Here is a 21044-nt window from a genome sequence, read left to right as displayed (position 1 = left end):
GGTTCTGGGTTGCGGTGACTGCCGCGCTCACTTGACGGAGCCGGCCGTCAGACCGCCCACCAGGTAGCGCTGGAAGATGAGGTACAGGGCGACGACCGGCACGGCGCAGACGATCGAGGCGGCCATCATCTGGCCGTAGATCGGGACAGCACCGCCCTCTTGCGCGGTGCCGAGCACCTGCAGGACCACGGCCACCGTCCGGGTGTTCGGGGTCGTCATGATCGTGGAGAACAGGACGTCGTTCCAGCCGAGCAGGAAGGCGAAGATCGCCGAGACGACGATGCCGGGCCACGACAGCGGCAGGACGATCTTCGTCAGGATCTTCGTGCTCGAGGCGCCGTCGATGCGGGCGGCCTCCTCGAGTTCCTTGGGCAGACCACGCAGGTAGGTGACCATGACCCAGGTCGAGAACGGCAGGGCGAACGTCAGGTAGGTGACGAACAGACCCCAGCGGGTGCCGATGATCTGCACGCCCGTGGCACTGGCGATGTTCGAGAACACCACGAACACGGGCAGCAGCAGGAGCGTGCCGGGGATCGACTGCAGCGCGAGGAGCCCACGCAGGATGGTCAGGCGACCGAGGAACCGGAATCGGACCAGCACGTACGCGGTGGACACGGCGAGCGCCGCACTCGCGATGGCGACCGCGCCGGCGGTGAGCATCGAGTTGACCAGCCCCTCGCCGAGGGCGACCGTGGACCAGATCTCGACGTAGTTCGACAGCGTGAACTCGGACGGGAAGTACTCGCCGCGGGCGACCGCGACGTCCGAGTTCACCGAGCCGAACAGGATGTACAGGACCGGGACGGCGATGAACGCGATGATGATCCCGATCACCACGATGAGCAGCCAGCGGGGCAGGAGCCGGGTGACGTCGGTGTCGTAGGGGCGTTTGTGGCGTCGACCGGGTGCGGTGATGCTCTCGGTCAAGGTCGACGTCGGGCGGGTCCGGGTGGTGCCGGCGAAGGATGTGCTCTGGGCGCTCATGCGCGTGCTCCGTCGATGTCGGCGGCGGTCGGGGCGGCGGCGAGCGTGGCGCGGTCGGCGCGGCGCTGCTTCCGGTTGGGGCCCGCGTCGTCACCGGTGTCGAGCTTGACGGCTCGCAGGTAGACGAACAGCGGGATGGCGACGATCACGAGGGAGCAGATCGCCATGGCCGCGGACAGACCGAAGCGGAACGACTGGAAGCTCGCGATGTACGTCAGGACGGGCATGACCTCGACGCTCGACGGCAGCGGGATGCCGAACAGCACGAACGGCAGGGTGAAGTTGTTGATGTTGTGCAGGATCGCGATGATCACCGCCAGGCTGAGCGGCCCGCGCAGGTACGGGAAGATGATGTAGCGCAGCTTCGCCCACCAGGTCACCCCGTCGAGCGCGGCGGCCTCGTGCACCTCGTTGTCCACGGCCTGCAGTCCGGCCAGCGACAGCAGGTAGACGAACGGCCAGCTCGTCCAGATCATCACGCCGGCCAGCGCCCAGTACGACGCGGAGCCGTTGAGCCAGAGCACGTCGGTGTGCAGGATCGAGTTCACGACGCCCTGCGGCTGCAGCATCGTGCGGAAGAACGTGCCGACGACGAACGCGGGCAGCACGTAGGGGATCAGGTAGATCGACCGGACGAGGCCGCGACCCGGGAACCGGTTCTGCGTCGAGATCGCCGCCGCGACGCCGATCGGCACGGTGACCGCGGTGACCAGGACGGACAGCGACACCGAGATCCAGATCGAGTGGAGCAGGGGCGAGTTCGTGAAGGCCTCGGTGAAGTTCGCGAAGCCGATGAAGGGGGCGCTGAACCACTGCCGCAGCGTGTACTGGTCCAGGTCGAGCATCGCGATGTAGAAGCCCACCAGGAGTGGCACCACGATGACGGCGAGCATGAGGACCCCACCGGGGATGAGCATCCAGAGCGGACGCTCCTTCTTGTACAGCGGCGTCGTGCCGTGCGGGCGGACCGTCTGCTCCGTGCGCTGCGGCGGTCTGGTCTGGGTGCTGGTCATCACAGACCTCCGTTCTTCTGACGGTCGAGGGTGGACTGGGCGTCCTTCTGGGCGTCCTGCAGGCGCTTGCGGAGCTGGTCGTCGGTGACCTCGCCGCTCTTGAGCGACGGGATCGACTGCACGACCACGTCGACCAGGGCGAGCTGGATGTCGGACCAGGCGCCGGTGAAGGCGGTGGGCTTCGACAGGCGGCCCGCGTCGATGATCGGCTTGAGCTGCGGGTTGTCTGCTGCCAGGTCAGCGGCGGCGGACGCGTTGGTCGGCAGGTTGCCGAACAGGTCGTAGTACTCGAGCTGCGCCTTCGGTGCGCTGAGCTGCTTGACGAAGTCGAAGGACAGCTGCTGCTTCGTGCCGTAGTCGGCCACCACCCAGTTGTCGCCGGACAGGATGCTCGCGGCCTCGATGCCGTCGGCCGGGCGCCTGCTGGCTCCCGGCGGGACGGTGGGGAGCAGGGCGAACTCGTACTTGCCGTCGACCTTGGTGTCCTTGAACGAGTTGATCGCGGTGGTGGTCGTCATCGGGAAGAACGCGGCCTTGCCCTCGGTGAACTGGGCCAGGGCCTGCGCGTTGTTCCAGCCGATCGCGGCCTTGTCGACGACGCCGTCCTTCGTGACCCAGTCGAAGTAGGTCCGGTACGCGTTCTCGACGGCGTCGCTGTCGATCTCGGCCTTCGTGCCGTCGACGATGGTGTTGCCGGCGTTCTGCGCCATGCCCCACACGAACTTCCACGGGTCGAAGCCGTCGGCGTAGGCGATCGCCAGGCCGTGCCGACCGTCACCGGTGGTGGCCTTCGCGTCCTCGGTCAGCTCGTCCCACGTGGTCGGCATGTCGGTGATGCCGGCCTTCGCGAGGAGGTCCTTGTTGACGGCCATCACGAACGGACGGCTGGCGAACGGGATCCCGATCTGCTTCGAGTCGCTCGGACCCGAGATGCCGAACGAGGCCGGGTCGAACTGGTCCTTGCCGCCGATGGCCTGCCACTCCTTCGATCCCATCTCGACGAAGGCACCGGTGGCGTAGGCGGTCGGGGTGAACGTGGTGCCGATGGCGTAGACGTCGGGGCCCTGGCCGGAGATGACGCTGGTCTGGATCGCGGTCAACTCCTCCTGCGCGGACGAGTAGGTCTCCCACTGGATGTCCGCACCGGTGGTGCGCTTGAACTCGGCAGCGGTGTCCTGCTGCCACTGCTTGCGCTCCTTGGGGTACGTGGTGTCCGCGCCCATCATCACGCGGAGGGTGTTCGGGTCGTCGCCGCTGCCGTTCACGACGGCGCAGCCCTGCAGGGAGAGAGCGGCGAGGGCGATCACCGCGACGGCACCGACGAGGGTGCGGGGCTTCAGCCGTGTTCTGTTCATCCGGGGGCTTCCTCCTCGAGACCTCCTCCGGGCGGCGCTGCCCGGTGGCACCACTGTTCCGCCGTTGGCAACATCCGGCAACCGGTTGCCACTTGTTGCCAGACGCGAATACGTTCGGCCTCGTGAGCGACACAGACATCGACGCCTCCGGCGCCGGCATCGGCTTCGGCACGCGATCCGACGCGAGCGCCGACACGAGCGCCGGCGCCGGCTTCAGCGCTGCCCGGCGCGTGACCATCCGGGACATCGCCGACGCGACCGGCGTGGCCCCGTCCACCGTGTCCCGCGCGCTCTCACTGCCCGACCGCGTGAACCACACCACGCAGGAGCGCATCCAACGAGCGGCCCGCGAACTCGGCTACGTCGCCAACTCGCAGGCACGCGCCCTGACGTCCGGCCGCACCCGGGCCGTCGCCGTGCTCGTCTCCGACATCACGAACCCGTTCTACTTCGACGTCATCCGCGGCACGCAGCACCAGCTCGCCGGCGCCGGGTGGACGCAGTTGCTCGTCGACACCGAGGAGTCCGCCGACGCCGAACTCGCCACCCTGAGCTCGATCGGCGCGAAGGCCGACGGCGTCGTCCTCACCGCCTCACGCCTGTCCGACGCGCAGATCGCCCGGTTCGCCGAACGGATCCCCCTCGTCGTCGTCAACCGTCGCCCCGCCGGGGTGCCCTCGGTGCTCATCGACACCCCCGGCGGCGTCGAGCAGGCCGTGCAGCACCTCGTCTCCCTGGGCCACCGCGACGTGCTCTACGTCGCCGGTCCGGACAGCTCGTGGTCGAACGAACGCCGGTGGAAGGCGCTCGTTCGCGTCGCGAAGCGCCTCGGCGTCCGCGTCGCCCGCATCGGGCCGCACGCGCCGTTCGTCGACTCCGGAGCCGCAGCCGCCGACGCCGCCGTGCACGCCGGGGCCACCGCCTGCATCGCCTTCAACGACCTGATCGCGATCGGCATGCTCGCGCGGCTGCGGGAACGAGGCGTCCGCGTCCCCGAGGACATGAGCATCGTCGGCTGCGACGACATCTTCGGTGCCGACTTCTGCAACCCGCCGCTCACCACCATGACCTCGCCGATCGAACGCGCCGGCCGGGTCGCGATCCGGATGCTGCTCGGCCGCCTCGGTGCGATCCCCGCCGACGAGCTGCCCGGTGAGCACATGACCGGCGCCGTCGCACTGCCCACCCACCTGACCGTCCGGGAGTCGACGGGGCCCGCGCCCGCCTGACACCGGCGCGAGCCCGTTGCACCCGCCGGCCCTGCCGCGCCCCGCCGTCCGTACCGTTCTCGAAGGAGTCGATGATGACCCAGACCAGCACCGCCACCCGTCTCGCCCCGCACCCCGACCGGCTGCTCCCCGCCGACCCCGGTGCGCGCCAGGTGGCACGGACCGTCTACGACGCGGTCAAGGACGCACCGATCATCTCCCCGCACGGCCACGTCGACGCGGCGCTCATCGCCGCCGACCAGCCGTTCAGCGACCCCGCGTCGCTGCTCATCACGCCCGACCACTACGTGCTCCGCCTGCTGCACGCGAACGGGGTGGACCTGGCCGCGCTGGGACGCGCCGACCCGTCGGGGACCAGCCCCGTGCCTCCCGGTCGCGCCATCTGGCGGAACCTGGCGGACCACTGGGACGACTTCCTCGGCACCCCCGTCCGCTACTGGTTCGAGACCGAGCTGCACGACGTCTTCGGACTGACGGAGCAGCCGTCGGCGGCGAACGCCGACGCCCAGTACGACCACATCGCCGGCCTGCTGGCGTCGCCCGCCTTCCGCCCGCGCGCGCTGTTCGACACCTTCGGCATCGAGGTCCTCGCCACCACCGACGGCCCCGCCGACGACCTCGCCGCGCACGCGCAGCTCGCCGCCGACCCCACGTTCACCGGCCGGGTGGTCCCCACGTTCCGCGCGGACGCCGTGTTCGACCCGTCGCGGCCGGACTGGAGGCCCGTGGTCGCGTCCATCGGGCAGGCCGCCGGCATCGACACGGGCACCCACGCAGGGCTGTTGGCAGCACTCCGCGCACGTCGCCAGTACTTCATCGAGCACGGCGCGACCGCCACGGACACCGGGGTACTCGACGCCGGGTCCGCGCCCCTGTCCGTCACCGACCGCGAGCGTATCCACGCCGAGGCGCTCCGCGACCCGTCGTCCGTCTCCGAGGCGGACGCCACCGCGTACCGGCACGACATGCTCTACCGCTGGGCCGAGATGAGCGTCGAGGACGGCCTCGTCATGCAGCTGCACCCCGGCGTCATCCGGAACCACCACGCACCGACGCTCGAACGCTTCGGCCCGGACACCGGCCACGACCTGCCCGCCGTCGGCTCCTTCACCACGCCGCTGCGGCCGCTCCTGGAGTCCTTCGGCACCGCGCCGGGCTTCCACCTCGTGCTGTTCACCGTCGACGAGACCGTCTTCTCGCGCGAGATCGGCCCGCTCGCCGGCTTCTACCCCGCCGTCTACGCCGGAGCACCCTGGTGGTTCATCGACACCCCGGCGGCGATCGGCCGCTACCGCTCCGCGATCACCGACTCGGCGTCGTTCACGAAGACCTCCGGGTTCATCGACGACACTCGTGCGTACTGCTCCATCCCGGCGCGGCACGACATGGCGCGGCGAGCGGACGCGGCGTACCTGGCGTCGCTCGTCGTCACGCACGAGATCTCGGAAGAGGACGCCGTCCGCACCGCGCGTCGAATCGTGTCCGACATCCCGCGGGCGACGTTCAAGCTGTAGCGGTGCGGGCCGTGGCCGGGGCCGGGGCTGTGACGCTGCGGACGCGTTCCAGCGCGGAACGGATCTCGGCTTCGGCGGTCTCGGCGTCGAGCGCCCACCGGCACTCGAGCGAGACGGCGCCCCGGTACCCGCCGTCGTGCACGGCGGCGAGGAACTCGTGCCAGACGTCGTCGACCGTGCCGGGTGGCCGACGGTCCGGGTCGCTGAGGTGGACGTGCCCGATCCGGTCGCCGTGGCGCCGCAGGACCTCGAAGGACTCGCCCTCGTTCCGGATGTGGAACAGGTCGGCGACGACGCCGACGCCGTCGAGGGCTGCACCGTCGAGGAACGACACCGTCGCCTCGACTGTGTGCAGGACGTTCGTCTCCGCGCGGCTCAGGGGTTCCACCACGATGCGCAGGTCGTTCGCGGCGGCCACATCGCGTGCGGTCCGGACCACCTCGCCGAACCGGCGAAGGGCGTCGTCGCCCGCCATGCCGTCGGGAGCGTTCCGAGCGGTCCCCGACCCGAAGACGATCGTCGCGCCCGGTTCCGCGACCGACCGCACGATCCGCAGGACCGACTCGAAGTACGACCGGACCGTCCCGAGCTCCGTGGTCAGCAGCGGGAGGTCGCCGGGCACCAGGACGGCGAAGGACGGGAACCGCTGGCCGGCGTAGACCTCGTTCCGCTGCCACCCCGTTCCGTCGCGGACCGCGAGGTTGCCGGCGATCGTCGGCTCCACGTGGTCGGCGCCCGCGCGGCGGACCACCTCGGTCAGTTCTGCCCCGGCCACGACGCCGAGTCCCCTGGACGACATGCGGTCCATGCAACTCGTCCGAGATGCCGACGGCGACTGTTGCCGTCCGTTGCCACCGGCGCCGGTACGGTCGGACGATGGACCTCGACGTGACCGCTGCGTACGGCGACCGTGCGGGCGAGTACGCGGAGCTCCTCGGATCGATGTCGGCAGTCCACGACGAGGACCGGACACAGGTCGAGGCCTGGGCGTCGGGATCCGGTGCTCGCATCCTCGACGCAGGGTGCGGGCCGGGGCACTGGGCCGCACACCTGGCGGATCGTGGGCACGCAGTGATCGGCATCGACGCGGTCGCACCCTTCGTCGAGCACGCACGACGTGCGCACGACGGCGTCGACTTCCGCCTGGGCGCGATCGAGTCCACCGGTCTTGACGACGGCAGCGTCGACGGGGTGCTCGCCTGGTACTCCGTGATCCACCACGATCCGTCCTGCGTCGGCGAGGTCTTCGCCGAGTTCCGCAGGGTGCTCCGGCCGGGCGGCGGCCTGCTGGTCGGGTTCTTCGAGGGGCCTTCGATCGAGTCCTTCGACCACGCGGTCGTCACGGCGTACCGGTGGCCGACGGGCGCGCTGGCGGAGGTCCTCGAGGACCACGGGTTCGACGTGGTGGACGTCCGGGCCCGGGTCGATCAGGGACAGCGGCCGCACGCTGCCATCCGCGCGAAGCGGCGGTGAGGTGCCTCAGCCGGCGGTGCCATCCGCTGAAGCCGTCGTTCAGGCTTCAGCAACCAGCGATTGCAGCACCGCGGAGATGTCCGCAACCGCGTCCAACTCCCCCTCGGCGATGGCGATGATCAGTTCGTACGCCTCGTCGTTCGTCGCGCGCAACCGAAGCCCGTTGACCCCGAGGAACACCACCAGCAGCATCAACCCCAGGCGCTTGTTGCCGTCGACGAGTGCATGGTTCCGAACCGCGGAGTGCACGAGCGCTGCCGCCTTCTCGAGCAACGACGGATAGGCGTCGCGTCCACCGACCGAGGTCGCTGGTCGGGCCACCGCGGCCTCGAGGAGTCCAGCATCTCGGATGACGAAGTCCGGCCCCAACGTCCGCCGAGCGATGTGCAGCGCTTCGTCGATCGTCAGGTGGATCATCGTCCGAGTCGCTCGAGCGCCTCGGCAAAGTTCGGCAACTCGCGGTCGAGGACCCCGTCGATGAGGTCACGTCGGCTGTGGTGCTCGATGTACTCGCGGATCGCTTCCCGCGCGATGTCCTGCATCGATCGGGCTTCGAGGTCGGCCCGGGTTCGGAGCGCAGCCGCCTCGGCATCGTCCAGTCGAAGGGTCATGGCCATGCGCAGGACGGTATCACAGTTGATACCACGGTCATCGATCAGCAGCACCGACCGGCGTCCCTTCGCTCGAGGCGTCGACGTCGATCTCGATGGTGGGGTCGACGCGTGGCGGCTTGATGCGACCTGTCACTGGATTGTTCACTGTCATGATCCGAGTGTTGCGCGGTCGCTTCTCCGCCGGGGGAAGGTCTGGGAGAGGTTGTGGACGATCCCTTGCGAGGACTTCACTGTGGAGAAGTGAGGCTCAGCCGGAAGTGACCGACAGCGCCGCGAGGATCGTCGTCACCGTGTCGTCGACCGGCCCGTCGATGGAGACGTCGACGGCGGCCTCGTCGGCCTGCGGCCGTTCGAGCGTCGCGAACTGGGAGTCGAGCAGCGACGACGGCATGTACTCGTGGTGCCGGTGCGCCTGCCGCTCGGCGATGAGGTCGTGCGAGCCGTCCAGGAACGCGATGACGAGGCCCGGCGCCGACTGCCGGAGCCGATCGCGGTAGACGCGCTTGAGGGCCGAGTTGGCCATCACGCAGCGGCTCCCGGACGCCTCGACGGCGGCGATCCGCGCGGCGCAGGCGTCGAGCCACGGCCAGCGGTCGTCGTCGGTGAGGGGGATGCCCTGCCGCATCTTCTCCTTGTTCGCGGCCGGGTGCAGGTCGTCGGCGTCGACGAACACGGTCGGTTGGCCCTGCTCGGCGAGCGCGTCGGCGAGCGCCTGCCCGATGGTGGACTTGCCGGAACCGGAGACGCCCATGACGAGGACGGGTGGGAGGACAGCGGTGTCGGTCATCCCTCCACAGTATTGACGGGGTGAACAGTGGTCCCCAGTTGCCGTAACACCCGTGCGGTCCCAGGGCGCCGACCGTAGGTTGGTCTCACGTCCGGACAAAGGAGACGACGTGGCAGACAGCACTGGTCAGGCGAACATCGGGGTCATCGGCCTCGCCGTCATGGGGTCGAACCTCGCACGCAACCTCGCGTCGCGTGAAGGCAACACGGTCGCGGTGTACAACCGCACCTACGCCCGCACCGAAGAACTCATCAAGGAGCACGGCGACGCCGGCTTCATCGCGTCCGAGGACATCGACGGCTTCGTCGCCTCGCTCTCGAAGCCGCGCACGGCGATCATCATGGTGCAGGCCGGCAAGGGCACCGACGCCGTGATCTCGCAGCTCGCCGAGAAGTTCGAGGAAGGCGACATCATCGTCGACGGCGGCAACGCCAACTTCCACGACACGATCCGGCGTGAGCACGACCTGCGCGAGAAGGGCCTCAACTTCGTCGGCACGGGCATCTCCGGTGGTGAAGAGGGCGCGCTCAAGGGGCCGTCGATCATGCCCGGCGGCTCGAAGGAAGCCTGGGAGACCCTGGGCCCCATCCTCAAGTCGATCGCGGCGGTCGCCGAGGGCGAGCCCTGCGTGACCCACATCGGTACCGACGGCGCCGGCCACTTCGTCAAGATGGTGCACAACGGCATCGAGTACGCCGACATGCAGCTCATCGCCGAGTCCTACGACCTGCTCCGCCGCGTCGGCGGGCTCTCCGTCGAGGACCTGGTCAAGGTGTTCCAGGAGTGGAACGGCGGCGACCTCGAGTCCTACCTGATCGAGATCACGGTCGAGGTCCTGAAGCAGCGCGACGCCGACTCCGGCAAGCCCCTCGTCGACGTCATCCGCGACGAAGCGGGTTCCAAGGGCACCGGCGTGTGGACCGTGCAGAACGCAGTCGGACTCGGCATCCCGGTCTCCGGCATCGGCGAAGCGGTGTTCGCCCGCGCGGTGTCGTCGAAGCCGTCGCAGCGGGCTTCGGTGCAGCAGGCGTTCCCGGACCGGCCCGACATCGCCGAGGTCCCCGACGGCTTCGAGGACGACGTCCGCGCGGCGCTCTACGCCTCGAAGGTCGTCGCCTACGCGCAGGGCTTCGACCTGATCATCGCCGGGGCCAAGGAGTACGGCTGGGACATCAACCTCGGCAACGTGGCGAAGATCTGGCGGGGTGGCTGCATCATCCGTGCCCAGTTCCTCAACCGCATCGTCGAGGCGTACGACAAGAACCCGGAGCTCGAGTCACTGCTCGTCGACCCGTACTTCGCGAACGCCGTGCAGGAGGGCGAAGCCGCCTGGCGCCGCATCGTCGGGATCGCCGCCGCGTCGGGGATCCCCGCGCCGGGCTTCTCGTCGGCGCTGTCCTACTTCGACTCGCTCGCCTCCGAGCGGCTGCCCGCCTCGCTCATCCAGGGGCAGCGCGACTTCTTCGGCGCGCACACCTACCAGCGCATCGACAAGGACGGCACCTTCCACACGCTGTGGTCCGACGACGACCGCCGCGAGGTCGACCAGGAACCGTCCACCCACTAGACCGCGGCACGACCGCACCCTCGAAGGGCCCTGCCGATCGGCGGGGCCCTTCCCACGTCCGACAGCAGTGCGCTCGGTCACGACGATGTGCTCGGTTCAGGCGACGATGCGCTCGCGCGCGAGGTCGGCGACGAGCCGGTCCAGCCGCTGTCCGCGGCCGAGCAGCCGACGAGAGCCGGGAGCCGTCCGCACGAAGAAGGTCGCGACCGCCGGGGTGTCGTCCGGCCGGACGTAGTGGATCGCGACCGCGCACGCCCGACGGGCATCGGCGCGGTCACCGTCGCCGTGGACGTCCTCGATCCCGACGTGCACCACCCGGCTCCACCGGACCACGAGCAACCGTGTGGCCTTGCGGTCGTCGAGTTCCCACAGGGAGGCCTCGGTCGCCCCGAACGCCCACGTCACACGGGCACCGAGGCTCACCTCCGGCCGGACCTCGGCGATCGCGTCGCGCAGTTCGGTCGTCGGAGCCGCCGGCACGAGCCAGACCGTGGGGTCGATGCGGCGGATGGCGAGCGCGAGGGCCTCGTCAGCGTGCCGGCGACGTACCGCAGCGGCACGGAAGACCGCGACCACGATGACCGTGACGCCCAGCGCGATCGCACCGAACTCGACGATCCCGAACCAGGACAGGTCCACGTCGGGCGCCGTCGCGACGACGATGATCCGCGCGGTGAGGAGCGCTGCCCAGATGCCCACGATCACCCACCGCAACGTGGACAGGCGCTGCGCCGCCGACATCGGCGTGCGGTCGGAGCGGCGGGCGCGGCCGGGGCGCGGAACTGGATCTGGACGCCTCGGCACACCCCGATCCTCGCACGGCCCGATCGGCAGGTGCTGGCCGGGGTCGGTGAACGCCCGGGGAACCGCACGCACAGCGGACGAGCGGCCGGGCGACCTACGCTCGGGCGGTGACCACCGAACGCACCACGGACGTCCCGACGCCGGACGACCCATCGACGGACGAAAGCCCCGCCGGAGCCCCGCTCCGCCGGCCCGCGGTCCTCGCTGCGGCCGTCGGTCTCGTGGCCGCCGCCGCCTTCCTCGGGATCGCTGAGTTCGGCGCGCTGCTCCTCGGTGGTGCCGGCAGCCCGTTGGTGGCCGTCGGGTCCGCCGTGATCGACCTCGCACCGGCCGGGGCCAAGAACCTGATGGTCGCCCTGTTCGGCACCGGCGACAAGGTCGCACTGTTCGCGCTCATGACCGTCATCGTCGCCGCGATCAGCGCCGGGGCCGGGGTCCTCGAGCGCGCTCGGCCGCCCTTCGGGGCACTCGTCTTCGCCGTCGGCGGCGTGCTCGCGCTCATCGCGGTGAGCACCCGTTCCGGCAGCGGTACGTTCGACGGCGCTCCCACCGTGTTCGGCGTGGCGGCCGCCGTGATCACCCTGCGGCTGCTGCTCCGCCGGCTCCGGCTCTGGGAGGCCGCAGCGGCCGTCCCGTCGGCGTCACCGCGACCTGCCTCGACCGAGCGCCGCGCGTTCCTGGTCTGGGGTGTCACGACCGCAGCGGTCGCGGTCGTGGTGGGCACGGCCTCCCGGGTGGGGTCGTCCGCGATGCAGGCGGTCGCCGCTGCCCGACGAGCCGTGCGCCTGCCCGCGGCGGCGACGCCCGCACCGGCCGTGCCGGGCGGCGCCTCGCTCGACGTCGACGGGATCACGCCGTACGTCACACCGAACGCCGACTTCTACCGGATCGACACCGCGCTGCGCGTCCCCTCCATCGATCCGGGTGACTGGAGCCTGCGCATCCACGGCGCCGTCGAGAACGAGATCACGCTGACGTGGGACGAGCTGCTGGCCCTGCCGCTGGAAGAGCACATGGCCACCCTGAGCTGCGTGTCCAACGAGGTCGGCGGCGACCTGATCGGCAACGCGCTCTGGCTCGGGTACCCGATCCGGGAGCTGCTGGCCCGCGCGAAGCCGACCGGGGACGCCGACATGGTGCTGTCCCGCAGCATCGACGGGTTCACCGCCGGGACGCCGTTGGACGTCCTGCAGGACGAGGGCACCGACGCGCTCCTCGCCATCGGCATGAACGGCGAACCGCTGCCGACCGAGCACGGATTCCCGGCGCGGATGGTCGTGCCCGGGCTGTTCGGGTACGTGTCGGCGACGAAGTGGGTGACCGAGATGGAGGTCACGCGCTTCGCCGATGCACAGGGGTACTGGACGCCGCGCGGATGGTCGGAACGCGGGCCCGTGAAGCTCGAGTCGCGCATCGACACCCCGCGGAACGGGACGACCGTGACCGTCGGCGAGCAGGTCGCCATCGCCGGGGTCGCCTGGCAGCCGCACACCGGGGTGAAGGCCGTGCAGGTCCGGGTCGGCTCGGGTGCGTGGCAGCAGGCGGAACTCGCCGAATCGGTGTCGGCGGACACCTGGCGCCAGTGGGTGCTGCGGTGGACGCCGACCGCGGGCTCGCACCGGATCGAGGTCCGTGCCGTGAGCGCCGACGGCGAGGTGCAGACGAGCGTCGAGCGGCCGCCCGCGCCGAACGGGGCTTCAGGCTGGGCGTCGGTGACGGTCGACGCGAAGTAGCGCGGACCGGCGCGGGTCGGGGGCGTCGGGTGGGGCCGTGCGGCGCGCCGTCCGCTGGTCGTCGAGGTTCCGAGATCTCGGCATGTCGAGCGTCCGAACGGCCGTCTGTGCGACCTCGGCGGAACTGAGCGGCGTGTCGCGACCAGTCGGCGAACCAGGCGCCGGCCGAACTCGCGCGGGTCGAGCCCGTGCCGGCCGGACTCGCGCGGGTCGGGTCGTCGGGTCAGACTCGTCGGGTCAGACGGGGAGCGTCGCGACGACGCAGGTGCCGTCGACCTCGTCGTCCTGCTCGACCACGGCCGTGAACCCGGCGGACACGAACGCCGCGACCGACGCATCTGCCTGCGCCACCGACACCTCGATCACGACCGAACCACCGGGGCACAGCCACTCCCCCGCTCCCGCGGCGATCCGCCGGTGCAGGTCGAGGCCGTCCGCGCCACCGTTGAGGGCCACACGGTGCTCGTGCTCACGCGCTTCGACCGGCATCATCGCGATCGACGCCGTCGGGACGTAGGGGGCGTTCACCGCGATGACGTCGACGGCACCGCGGAACCGGTCCGGCAGCGGCGCGAACAGGTCGCCGGCGACGACGATCCCGCGGTCGCCGATGTTCTCGGCCGCGACGTCGACGGCATCCGGGTCGATGTCCGTGGCCACGAGGTCGAGCGCGCCGACCCGGCCGAACAACGCCACCGAGATCGCACCGGCGCCGCAGCACAGGTCGACCACGCGGTCGTAGCGCTGCAACCGACGGGCAGCCTGCTCGACGACGACGGTCGTCCGGGCACGGGGGACGAACACCCCAGTGGTCACCCGGATGCGGTGTCCGTCGAAGGCGGCCCAGCCGAGGACGTACTCGAGCGGCTCACCGGCGAGGCGACGCTGGACCAGGGAACGCAGCCGTACGGGTTCACCGTCGCCTGCTTCGAGGAGCAGGTCGGCTTCGTCCTCGGCGAAGACGCTCCCCGCGGCCCGGAGCCGGGCCGCGAGGGCGTCACGCGCGGGATGGGTCACGAACGTTCCGCAGACACGTCACGTCGACGAGACGGTGAGGCGCCGTCGGCTGTGCCCATGTTCGACGGCTCCGCTACGCTGCGCCGTCGAACATCGACGTGACGGACCCGTCGTCGAAGACCTCGTGGATGGCGCGGGCCAGGAGCGGGGCGATCGGCAGGATCTCGAGACGGTCCCAGCGCTTCTCGACGGGCACCGGCAGGGTGTCGGTGACGACGACGCGGTCGATGAACTCGCTCTGCAGCAGCTCGGTGGCCGGGTCGGAGAACACGGCGTGGGTCGCGGCGACGACGACGCCGATCGCGCCGGCAGCCTTCAACGCCTCGGCTGCCTTGGCGATCGTGCGCCCGGTGTCGATCAGGTCGTCGACGAGCAGGCACCAGCGGCCGGAGACATCGCCGACGATCTCGTGGACCGTGACCTGGTTCGGGACCAGCGGGTCGCGACGCTTGTGGATGATGGCGAGGGGTGCGCCGAGCTTCTCGGACCAGATGTCGGCGACGCGGACGCGCCCCATGTCGGGCGACACGACCGTCAGCATCGACGGGTCGAGGATCTCGCGGAAGTGCTCGAGCAGCACCGGCATGGCGAAGAGGTGGTCGACCGGGCCGTCGAAGAAGCCCTGGATCTGGGCGGCGTGCAGGTCGACGCTCATGATGCGGTGCGCGCCCGCGGCCTTGAACAGGTCGGCGACCAGGCGGGCCGAGATCGGCTCGCGGCCGCGGCCCTTCTTGTCCTGACGGGCGTACGGGTAGAACGGCGCGACGACGGTGATGCGCTTGGCCGAGGCCCGCTTCAGCGCGTCGACGATGATGAGCTGCTCCATGAGCCACTCGTTGATCGGCGCCGTGTGCGACTGGATGACGAACGCGTCGCACCCGCGGACCGACTCGTCGAACCGGACGTACAGCTCACCGTTCGCGAAGGTCCGGGCATCGGTGGGGACCAGGTCGACACCGAGTTCCTCTGCGATCTCGGCGGAGAGCGCCGGGTGTGCTCGCCCCGAGACGAGGACGAGTCGTTTCTGGCCGGTTGTCTTGATTCCGGACAAGTGCGGTGCTCACTCCCTGACCCGTGTGGGGTCGATGTCGACGACCGGTGGTCGCCAGGATCTATTCGCCGTTCGCGTGCCGAGCAGCCTCGGCCGCCGGTGTGCCGGGTCGGTGTTCCTCGACCCATCCGTCGGTGTTGCGCTGTGGGGCGTAGCTGATCGCGAGCGATCCGGCCGGGACGTCCTTGCGGACCGTCGTTCCGGCACCCGTGTACGCACCGTCACCAATCCTAACCGGGGCGACGAACACGTTGTGCGAGCCTGCACGAACGTGCGAGCCGACCTCGGTGCGGTGCTTGTGCACGCCGTCGTAGTTCGCGGTGATCGTGTTCGCACCGATGTTCGAGTCCTCGCCCACCTCGGCGTCGCCGATGTACGACAGGTGCGGGACCTTGCTGCCGCGCCCGATCTTCGCGTTCTTCGTCTCGACGAAGGTTCCGATCTTGCCCTGGTCGCCCAGGATCGTGCCCGGACGCAGGTACGCGAACGGCCCTACCGAGGCACCGTCACCGATGACCGCGAGGGTGGCGTCGACCCGGTTCACCGTCGCGCCGGCGCCCACCTCGGTGTCGCGCAGCGTGGTGTCCGGCCCGACGACGGCACCGGCGGCGATGGCGGTCGCGCCGAGGAGCTGGGTGCCGGGCAGGACCTCGGCATCCGCTTCGATCGAGACGTCGAGGTCGATCCAGGTGGTGGCCGGGTCCTGCACGGTGACGCCGGCGAGCTGGTGTCGGCGGACGATGCGGGCGTTGAGCTCGCGGGCGGCGTCGGACAGCTGCGCGCGGTCGTTGATGCCGGCGACGAGCCACGGGTCGGTGAGCGTGACGACGTCGATGCGCCCGCCTCGCGCACTGATCAGCGCGGGGGCGTCGGTGATGTACTTCTCGCCCTGCGCGTTCGCCGTGGTGAGCGACGGCAGGACCGCCCGGAGGCGCGTCACGTCGAACGCGTAGATGCCCGCGTTCGCCTCGACGATGGCCAGCTGTTCGGCTGTCGCGTCCTTGTGCTCGACGACCCCGACGAACGCGCCGTCAGCATCCCGCACGATCCGTCCGAGGCCGGTCGGGTCCGGGGCGATCGCACTGACGAAGGTCGCACCGTTTCCCCCGCCGGCGTGGGCGTCGACGAGCAGGCGGAGCGACGCCGCGTCGAGCAACGGGACGTCGCCGGAGAGCACCACGACGGCTCCGTCGAAGTCGGCGGGGAGTGCCTGGACCGCGACCTCGACCGCGCGGCCGGTGCCGGGGACGTCGTCCTGGTCGACGACGATGGCGTCGGGCGCACGCTCGGTGATCTCCGCTGCGACCAGGTCACGCTCGTGCCGCACGACCACGGCCACGTGCTCCGGCCCGAGGGACGACGCCGTCCGCAGCACGTGCGCGATGAGCGGCAGCCCGGCGAGCCGGTGCAGCACCTTGGGGGTGGACGACTTCATGCGCGTGCCCTGCCCGGCGGCGAGGACGACGACGGCGATGCGCTGGTCGGTCATGGGTCCATCCTGGCGCACCCGCGCTGCGGAGTCCGGTGGAACCGCGGCCCTGGGCAGAACCGTGCGCACAACCGCACCGGTGACGTTCCTTCCCATCGACCTCGGGATGGAAAGCGGGATCGGGCGTACCTGGCCGGAACAAACGACCAGCTACGCCCGAAACGACCAGCTACACCCGAACACCTACGCGCGCAGCACCCGCGGCTCGGCCTTCACGAACGCCATGAGCACCAGCCCCACGACGAGCACCACCACGATCCCGAGGATCCCGAAACGCGTCGAGCCGCCGACCGTCACCGCGACACCGAACAGTGCCGGCGCCAGGAACGACGCCGCCCGGCCGGTGGTGGCGTAGAGGCCGAAGAGCTCGCCCTCGCGGCCGGGGGTCGCCAGCCGCGCCAGGTACGCCCGCGACGACGACTGCACCGGTCCGACGAACAACGCCAGGGTCAGCCCCAGCACCCAGAACCACTCCGTCCGACTGCCGACCGCCAGGACGCCGAGCCCGCAGGCAGCGAGGCCGATCAGCGACACCATGATGAGCGCGCGCGAGCCGAAGCGGTCGTCGAGCCGTCCGGACACGAAGGTGGCGATGCCGGCGACGACGTTCGCGGCGATGGCGAACAGGATGACCTGCGAGGCGCTGAACCCGAACACCTGCGCCGCGATGATGCCGCCGAAGGTGAACACCGCGCCGACGCCGTCGCGGAACACCGCGCTGGCGACCAGGAACGCGAGCACGTTCCGCCGTTCGCGCCAGAGGCGGGCGATGTCCCGACCCAGGTCGCGGTAGGCACCGAGCACACCGCCGGTGTGCCGGTGGTCGGGCGCGGCCTCGGGCACGACGACGAAGAGCGGGATCGAGCTGACCGCGAGCCACACGGCGGCGATGCCGATGGCGACGCGGACGTCCCACTGCCCGGTCGCGACGGTGGCCGGCAGCTGCAGCAGCCCGCCGACGACGCCGTCACCGCGGAAGTCCTGGATGCAGAGCACGAGCAGCAGCACGAGCAGCACGATGCCGCCGAAGTACCCGGCGGCCCACCCGATCGCGGACACCCGTCCGGTGCGCTCCCCCGACGCGACCTGCCCGATCATGGCGTTGTAGCCCACGCTCGCGATCTCGTACGCGACCGTGCCGATGCCGAGCAGCGCCGCCCCGAGCACGAGGTACGGCTGGCTCGGTGCGACGAAGACCATGCCGCCGATGGACAGCACGATGCCGATCGTGGCGATGAGCACGGACCGGCGGCGGTGCCCGGACGAGTCCGCCAGGCGTCCGATCGCCGGGGCCACGAGCGCGACGACGATGCCGGCGATCGTGAGGGCCGTGGAGACCACCGCTGCGTTGTGCGCGAGTTCGCGCTCCACCAACGCCGTGCCCGCGGCGGAGGTGTCGGCGACCTTCGCCGGGTCGACGAACGCCCGGCTGGCCAGGTAGGTGCTGAACACGAACGTGGTGACGACGGCGTTGAACGCCGCGGACCCCCAGTCCCAGAGCGCCCAGGACACGAGCGCGCGCCGGTCGGTGCGCTGCGGCACGACGGCGGCCGGTGAAGCGGTCATGCGCGAACCGTAGCGCGTCCCGGTGACGCACCGGTGGCCCCGTTCCGGGTCACGTGCCGGTCGGGAGGCGCGTGGCGGCCTGACCACGGGCCTCCCGTCCGCACCGTGCGCGCGCCGTCACCCCGTGCGAGCTTCCGCGCACCGTGCCCGCCGCCCACAGGGCGACACCATGCCGACGACCGTGGACACAACGACGAACCTCGCACCGTGCGCCAGCCGTCAGCCGCCAGCCGGACGGGAGGCGCGTGGCGGCCTGGCCACGGGCCTCCCGTCCGCACCGTGCGCGCGTCGTCACCCGGTGCGAGCTTCCGCGCATCGTGTCCGGTCGCAACCCCGCACGTGGCACGCAACGCGGCACGGGGCGGCGAACCGCGCACCGTGCGCGCTCAGGCGGGCACGCCGCCGGGGTAGACGACCGACTTGAGGGACTCCGGGTCGGTGTCGCTCTCGAGTGCCTCGCGGACCTCGTCGAGGCCGAACCGACCCGTCACGAGCGAGTCGAGGTCGATCTGTCCAGAGGCGACCAGGCCGATCGCGACGGGCCACGTGCCGGTGTAGCGGAAGATCCCGGTGACCGTGACCTCGAGGTTCTGGATGTGCTCGACGGGCAGGGTCATCTCGGAGTTGCCGAGCCCGACGAGCACTGCGGCGCCGGCCGGTCCGACGGCCTTGATGCCGTCGGAGACGGCTCGGGGAGCACCACTGGCGTCGATGAACGCGTCGACCGGTGCGATGTCCGAGGCGACGGACACCACGGTCGGGTCGACGACCTCGGTGGCGCCGTACTGCAACGCACGCTCCCGGCGCTCGGGCACCAGGTCGCTGATGACGATCCGGGTGGCGCCGAAGGCCCGCGCGGCCTGGGCGCAGATGATCCCGATCGGACCGGCACCGGCGATGAGCACCGAGGAGCCGGGGACGATGCCGGCCTTGCGGACCGCGGCGATCCCGACGGACAGCGGTTCGAGCAGGGCACCGGCCTCGAACGAGACGGAGTCGGGCAGGACGTGGGCGAACTCGGCCTCGATCGTGACGAACTCGGCGAAGGCGCCGTCGACCGGCGGGGTCGCGTAGAAGCGCATGTGCGGGCAGAGGTTGTAGCGGCCGGCCAGGCACTGCGCACAGCGGTGGCACGGGCGCTGCGGTTCGACGGCGACGCGCTCCCCGACGCGGGCGGGGGCGACGCCAGCGCCGACAGCGGTGATCGTGCCGGACAGCTCGTGACCGAGGACGAGGGGCTCCTCGACGACGAAGTCCCCGATGCGGCCGTGGCGGTAGTAGTGCACGTCGGAGCCGCACACCCCGACGGCGGCGACCCGGACGAGCACGTCGCCCGGTTCGACCTCGGGCACGGGGCGGTCCTCGACGGTCAGGTCCTGGGTCCCGAGCAGCACGCTGGTGCGCTGGCGCTGGATGGAGGTCATGGGGTTCTCGCTTCCTCGGCCGCGGCGTCGCGGTCGGACGTGGGGGTGGTGGAGCGGTCGGGCGTGTGGGTGGTGGAGCGGTCGGGCGTGTGGGTGGTCGTGGAGTCGGCTGGAGCTGGCCTCGGGACGAGCCGGGCTGCCGTCGGGTCGCGCAGCAGGTCACGGAACCCGAGTTCGGCGGCACCGCGGAGCAGCACGTCGGCACCGAGCGCCGCCGGAGCGATCCGCAGCCGTTCGGTCACGGCGGCCATCGACTGGGCGCGGACCTCGACCTCGATGCGGTCGCCGACGTGCTCGAGCAGCACCCCGAGGAACCCGCCGAGGACGACCACCTCGGGGTTGACGGTGTGGATCGCGTTGCGGAGCGCGGTGGCGAGCGCCGTCACCTGGCGGTCGACCACCCGCTCGACCTCGGGTCGGCGTTGCGCGAGCACCGCGGCGAGCGCGGACGGGTCGTCCGGGGCGACACCGGCCGCCGCGACGAGGGCGTCGCGCGAGGCCTCGGTCTCGAGGCACCCGACGGCCCCGCAGTGGCAGCGGACACCGTTCGCCGCGACGAACGTGTGGCCGAGCTCGCCGGCGTAGCCGTCCGCGCCGCTGAGGGGCCGGGCGGCGCTGATGACACCGCCGCCGATACCGCTCGCGCCGCCGTTGAGGTAGATCAGGTCGTCGACTCCGCGGCCGCTGCCGTACAGGCGCTCCGCCCAGGCACCGGAGTTCGCGTCGTTCGTCGCACGGACCGGCAGGCCGGTGCGCTCGGCGAGGGGACGCGCGATCGGTTCGTCGTGCCAGCCCAGGTGGGGCGCGGAGCGGACCACGCCGTCCTCGACCCGTACGGTCCCGGGCACGGCGACGCCGATGCCGGCGATCCGGGCGGGTGCGGCGTCCCTGGCGACCAGCTCGTCCAGGAGTCCGGCGATGGTCTCGACTGCCTGGGCAGCGGTCGGGGCCGAGCGACTCGACGCCACCGCACGGTCGCGCACGCTGCCGTCGAGCCCGACCAACGCGACGGTGACGGCGTCCACCTCGACCGTGACGGCGACGGCGACCACCTCAGCCACGGCACGGACGACGGGACTCGGACGGCCGACGCCTGCGGTCGCGCCGCTCGTCGTGCCTCCCGTGCCGCCGGTCGCGCCTCCCGTTGCAGGGACGTCCTCGTGCACGAGTCCGCGCTCCACCAGTTCACCGACGAGCGTGAGCGTGGTCGACCGGTTGAGTCCGGTGCGTCGGGTGATCTCGGCGCGGGTGATGGGACCGTCCTCGTGCACCAGGCGGAGGACGCGCGCAGCGTTGCCGCGTGTCGGGGTCTGCGCGACGACGGGTGCCGCTGTCAGGCGAGCCATCGGGTCCTCTCGGTCGTGCTCCGTGTGTGCTGGCCCATCCTCGCGTGTTCGGTCCTTCCCAAAACGCCCGCGATG

Annotated in this window: 19 protein-coding genes; 5 read left to right on the top strand and 14 right to left on the bottom strand. The window is 71.0% G+C overall.

Annotated features, from left to right (window positions below):
* Positions 1-27: 27 nt before the first annotated feature.
* The 3 genes from ITJ69_RS03360 to ITJ69_RS03350 are packed head-to-tail and all read right to left on the bottom strand — an operon-like array spanning position 28 to position 3355.
* Positions 28-987 carry a carbohydrate ABC transporter permease gene (locus ITJ69_RS03360; protein ID WP_194672005.1) on the bottom strand — a complete coding sequence of 320 codons (960 nt, stop codon included), beginning with the start codon at positions 985-987 and terminating at the stop codon, positions 28-30.
* Positions 984-2000, bottom strand: coding sequence for a carbohydrate ABC transporter permease (locus tag ITJ69_RS03355; protein WP_123294721.1), 1017 nt, complete (start codon positions 1998-2000; stop codon positions 984-986). The genes ITJ69_RS03360 and ITJ69_RS03355 overlap by 4 nt, the downstream gene beginning before the upstream one ends.
* Positions 2000-3355 (bottom strand): ABC transporter substrate-binding protein, encoded by a 1356-nt coding sequence (locus ITJ69_RS03350; protein ID WP_194672004.1) that lies wholly within the window; start codon positions 3353-3355, stop codon positions 2000-2002. Before ITJ69_RS03350 ends, ITJ69_RS03355 begins: the two co-directional genes overlap by 1 nt.
* A 230-nt stretch (positions 3356-3585) precedes the next feature.
* Here ITJ69_RS03350 and ITJ69_RS03345 point away from each other — a divergent pair, with 230 nt between their 5' ends.
* Together ITJ69_RS03345 and uxaC are read left to right on the top strand one after the other, a co-directional pair.
* A complete protein-coding gene (locus tag ITJ69_RS03345; protein WP_111084911.1) occupies positions 3586-4584 on the top strand; it encodes a LacI family DNA-binding transcriptional regulator in 999 nt (332 codons plus the stop codon).
* A 74-nt stretch (positions 4585-4658) separates the two neighbouring features.
* Positions 4659-6098 carry a glucuronate isomerase gene (uxaC, locus tag ITJ69_RS03340; protein ID WP_194672003.1) on the top strand — a complete coding sequence of 480 codons (1440 nt, stop codon included), beginning with the start codon at positions 4659-4661 and terminating at the stop codon, positions 6096-6098.
* On the opposite strand, the gene ITJ69_RS03335 is transcribed toward uxaC, so the two are convergent.
* On the bottom strand, positions 6088-6897 hold the full coding sequence (locus ITJ69_RS03335; protein WP_194672002.1) for a sugar phosphate isomerase/epimerase family protein: 810 nt from the start codon (positions 6895-6897) through the stop codon (positions 6088-6090). The two genes, uxaC and ITJ69_RS03335, sit on opposite strands and share 11 nt — an antisense overlap.
* 77 nt (positions 6898-6974) lie before the next feature.
* On the opposite strand from ITJ69_RS03335, the gene ITJ69_RS03330 reads away from it, so the two are divergent.
* Positions 6975-7571 carry a class I SAM-dependent methyltransferase gene (locus ITJ69_RS03330; RefSeq protein ID WP_194672001.1) on the top strand — a complete coding sequence of 199 codons (597 nt, stop codon included), beginning with the start codon at positions 6975-6977 and terminating at the stop codon, positions 7569-7571.
* Positions 7572-7610: 39 nt separating this feature from the next.
* On the opposite strand, the gene ITJ69_RS03325 is transcribed toward ITJ69_RS03330, so the two are convergent.
* From ITJ69_RS03325 to ITJ69_RS03315, 3 genes are all read right to left on the bottom strand, one after another.
* The gene (locus ITJ69_RS03325; protein WP_123340626.1) at positions 7611-7988 is read right to left on the bottom strand and encodes a type II toxin-antitoxin system death-on-curing family toxin; all 378 of its coding nucleotides are present in this window, start codon (positions 7986-7988) and stop codon (positions 7611-7613) included.
* Positions 7985-8188: a ribbon-helix-helix protein, CopG family gene (locus tag ITJ69_RS03320; RefSeq protein WP_185002705.1), complete on the bottom strand. Its 204-nt coding sequence runs from the start codon at positions 8186-8188 to the stop codon at positions 7985-7987. Before ITJ69_RS03320 ends, ITJ69_RS03325 begins: the two co-directional genes overlap by 4 nt.
* 244 nt (positions 8189-8432) lie before the next feature.
* On the bottom strand, positions 8433-8972 hold the full coding sequence (locus tag ITJ69_RS03315) for a gluconokinase (protein ID WP_132099542.1): 540 nt from the start codon (positions 8970-8972) through the stop codon (positions 8433-8435).
* A gap of 109 nt (positions 8973-9081) precedes the next feature.
* Here ITJ69_RS03315 and gndA point away from each other — a divergent pair, with 109 nt between their 5' ends.
* On the top strand, positions 9082-10539 hold the full coding sequence (gene gndA / locus ITJ69_RS03310; RefSeq protein ID WP_123939061.1) for an NADP-dependent phosphogluconate dehydrogenase: 1458 nt from the start codon (positions 9082-9084) through the stop codon (positions 10537-10539).
* 96 nt (positions 10540-10635) lie between these two features.
* On the opposite strand, the gene ITJ69_RS03305 is transcribed toward gndA, so the two are convergent.
* Entirely contained in the window at positions 10636-11280 is a 645-nt protein-coding gene (locus tag ITJ69_RS03305; RefSeq protein WP_123294712.1) for a hypothetical protein, read from the bottom strand.
* Positions 11281-11450: 170 nt separating this feature from the next.
* Here ITJ69_RS03305 and ITJ69_RS03300 point away from each other — a divergent pair, with 170 nt between their 5' ends.
* On the top strand, positions 11451-13076 hold the full coding sequence (locus ITJ69_RS03300) for a molybdopterin-dependent oxidoreductase (RefSeq protein WP_123939063.1): 1626 nt from the start codon (positions 11451-11453) through the stop codon (positions 13074-13076).
* Positions 13077-13313: 237 nt separating this feature from the next.
* On the opposite strand, the gene ITJ69_RS03295 is transcribed toward ITJ69_RS03300, so the two are convergent.
* The 6 genes from ITJ69_RS03295 to ITJ69_RS03270 all read right to left on the bottom strand — a co-directional run bounded on the left by ITJ69_RS03295 (position 13314) and on the right by ITJ69_RS03270 (position 20969).
* Complete coding sequence (locus tag ITJ69_RS03295; RefSeq protein WP_194672000.1) at positions 13314-14093, bottom strand: putative protein N(5)-glutamine methyltransferase; 780 nt, start codon at positions 14091-14093, stop codon at positions 13314-13316.
* Between the two features lie 73 nt (positions 14094-14166).
* Positions 14167-15144 carry a ribose-phosphate diphosphokinase gene (locus tag ITJ69_RS03290; RefSeq protein ID WP_123294708.1) on the bottom strand — a complete coding sequence of 326 codons (978 nt, stop codon included), beginning with the start codon at positions 15142-15144 and terminating at the stop codon, positions 14167-14169.
* 61 nt (positions 15145-15205) lie between these two features.
* Complete coding sequence (gene glmU, locus ITJ69_RS03285; protein ID WP_194671999.1) at positions 15206-16633, bottom strand: bifunctional UDP-N-acetylglucosamine diphosphorylase/glucosamine-1-phosphate N-acetyltransferase GlmU; 1428 nt, start codon at positions 16631-16633, stop codon at positions 15206-15208.
* 183 nt (positions 16634-16816) lie between these two features.
* Complete coding sequence (locus ITJ69_RS03280; RefSeq protein ID WP_194671998.1) at positions 16817-18199, bottom strand: MFS transporter; 1383 nt, start codon at positions 18197-18199, stop codon at positions 16817-16819.
* Positions 18200-18585: 386 nt separating this feature from the next.
* The gene (locus tag ITJ69_RS03275; RefSeq protein ID WP_194671997.1) at positions 18586-19623 is read right to left on the bottom strand and encodes an NAD(P)-dependent alcohol dehydrogenase; all 1038 of its coding nucleotides are present in this window, start codon (positions 19621-19623) and stop codon (positions 18586-18588) included.
* On the bottom strand, positions 19620-20969 hold the full coding sequence (locus ITJ69_RS03270; protein WP_194671996.1) for an ROK family transcriptional regulator: 1350 nt from the start codon (positions 20967-20969) through the stop codon (positions 19620-19622). The genes ITJ69_RS03275 and ITJ69_RS03270 overlap by 4 nt, the downstream gene beginning before the upstream one ends.
* Between the last annotated feature and the right edge of the window lie 75 nt (positions 20970-21044).

The organism is Curtobacterium sp. VKM Ac-2887, assembly GCF_015350935.1.
In the GTDB taxonomy this organism is placed as follows: Bacteria; Actinomycetota; Actinomycetes; order Actinomycetales; family Microbacteriaceae; genus Curtobacterium.
The sequence above is the reverse complement of the archived record's forward strand: the minus strand, read 5'-3'. Positions and strand labels throughout refer to the sequence as shown.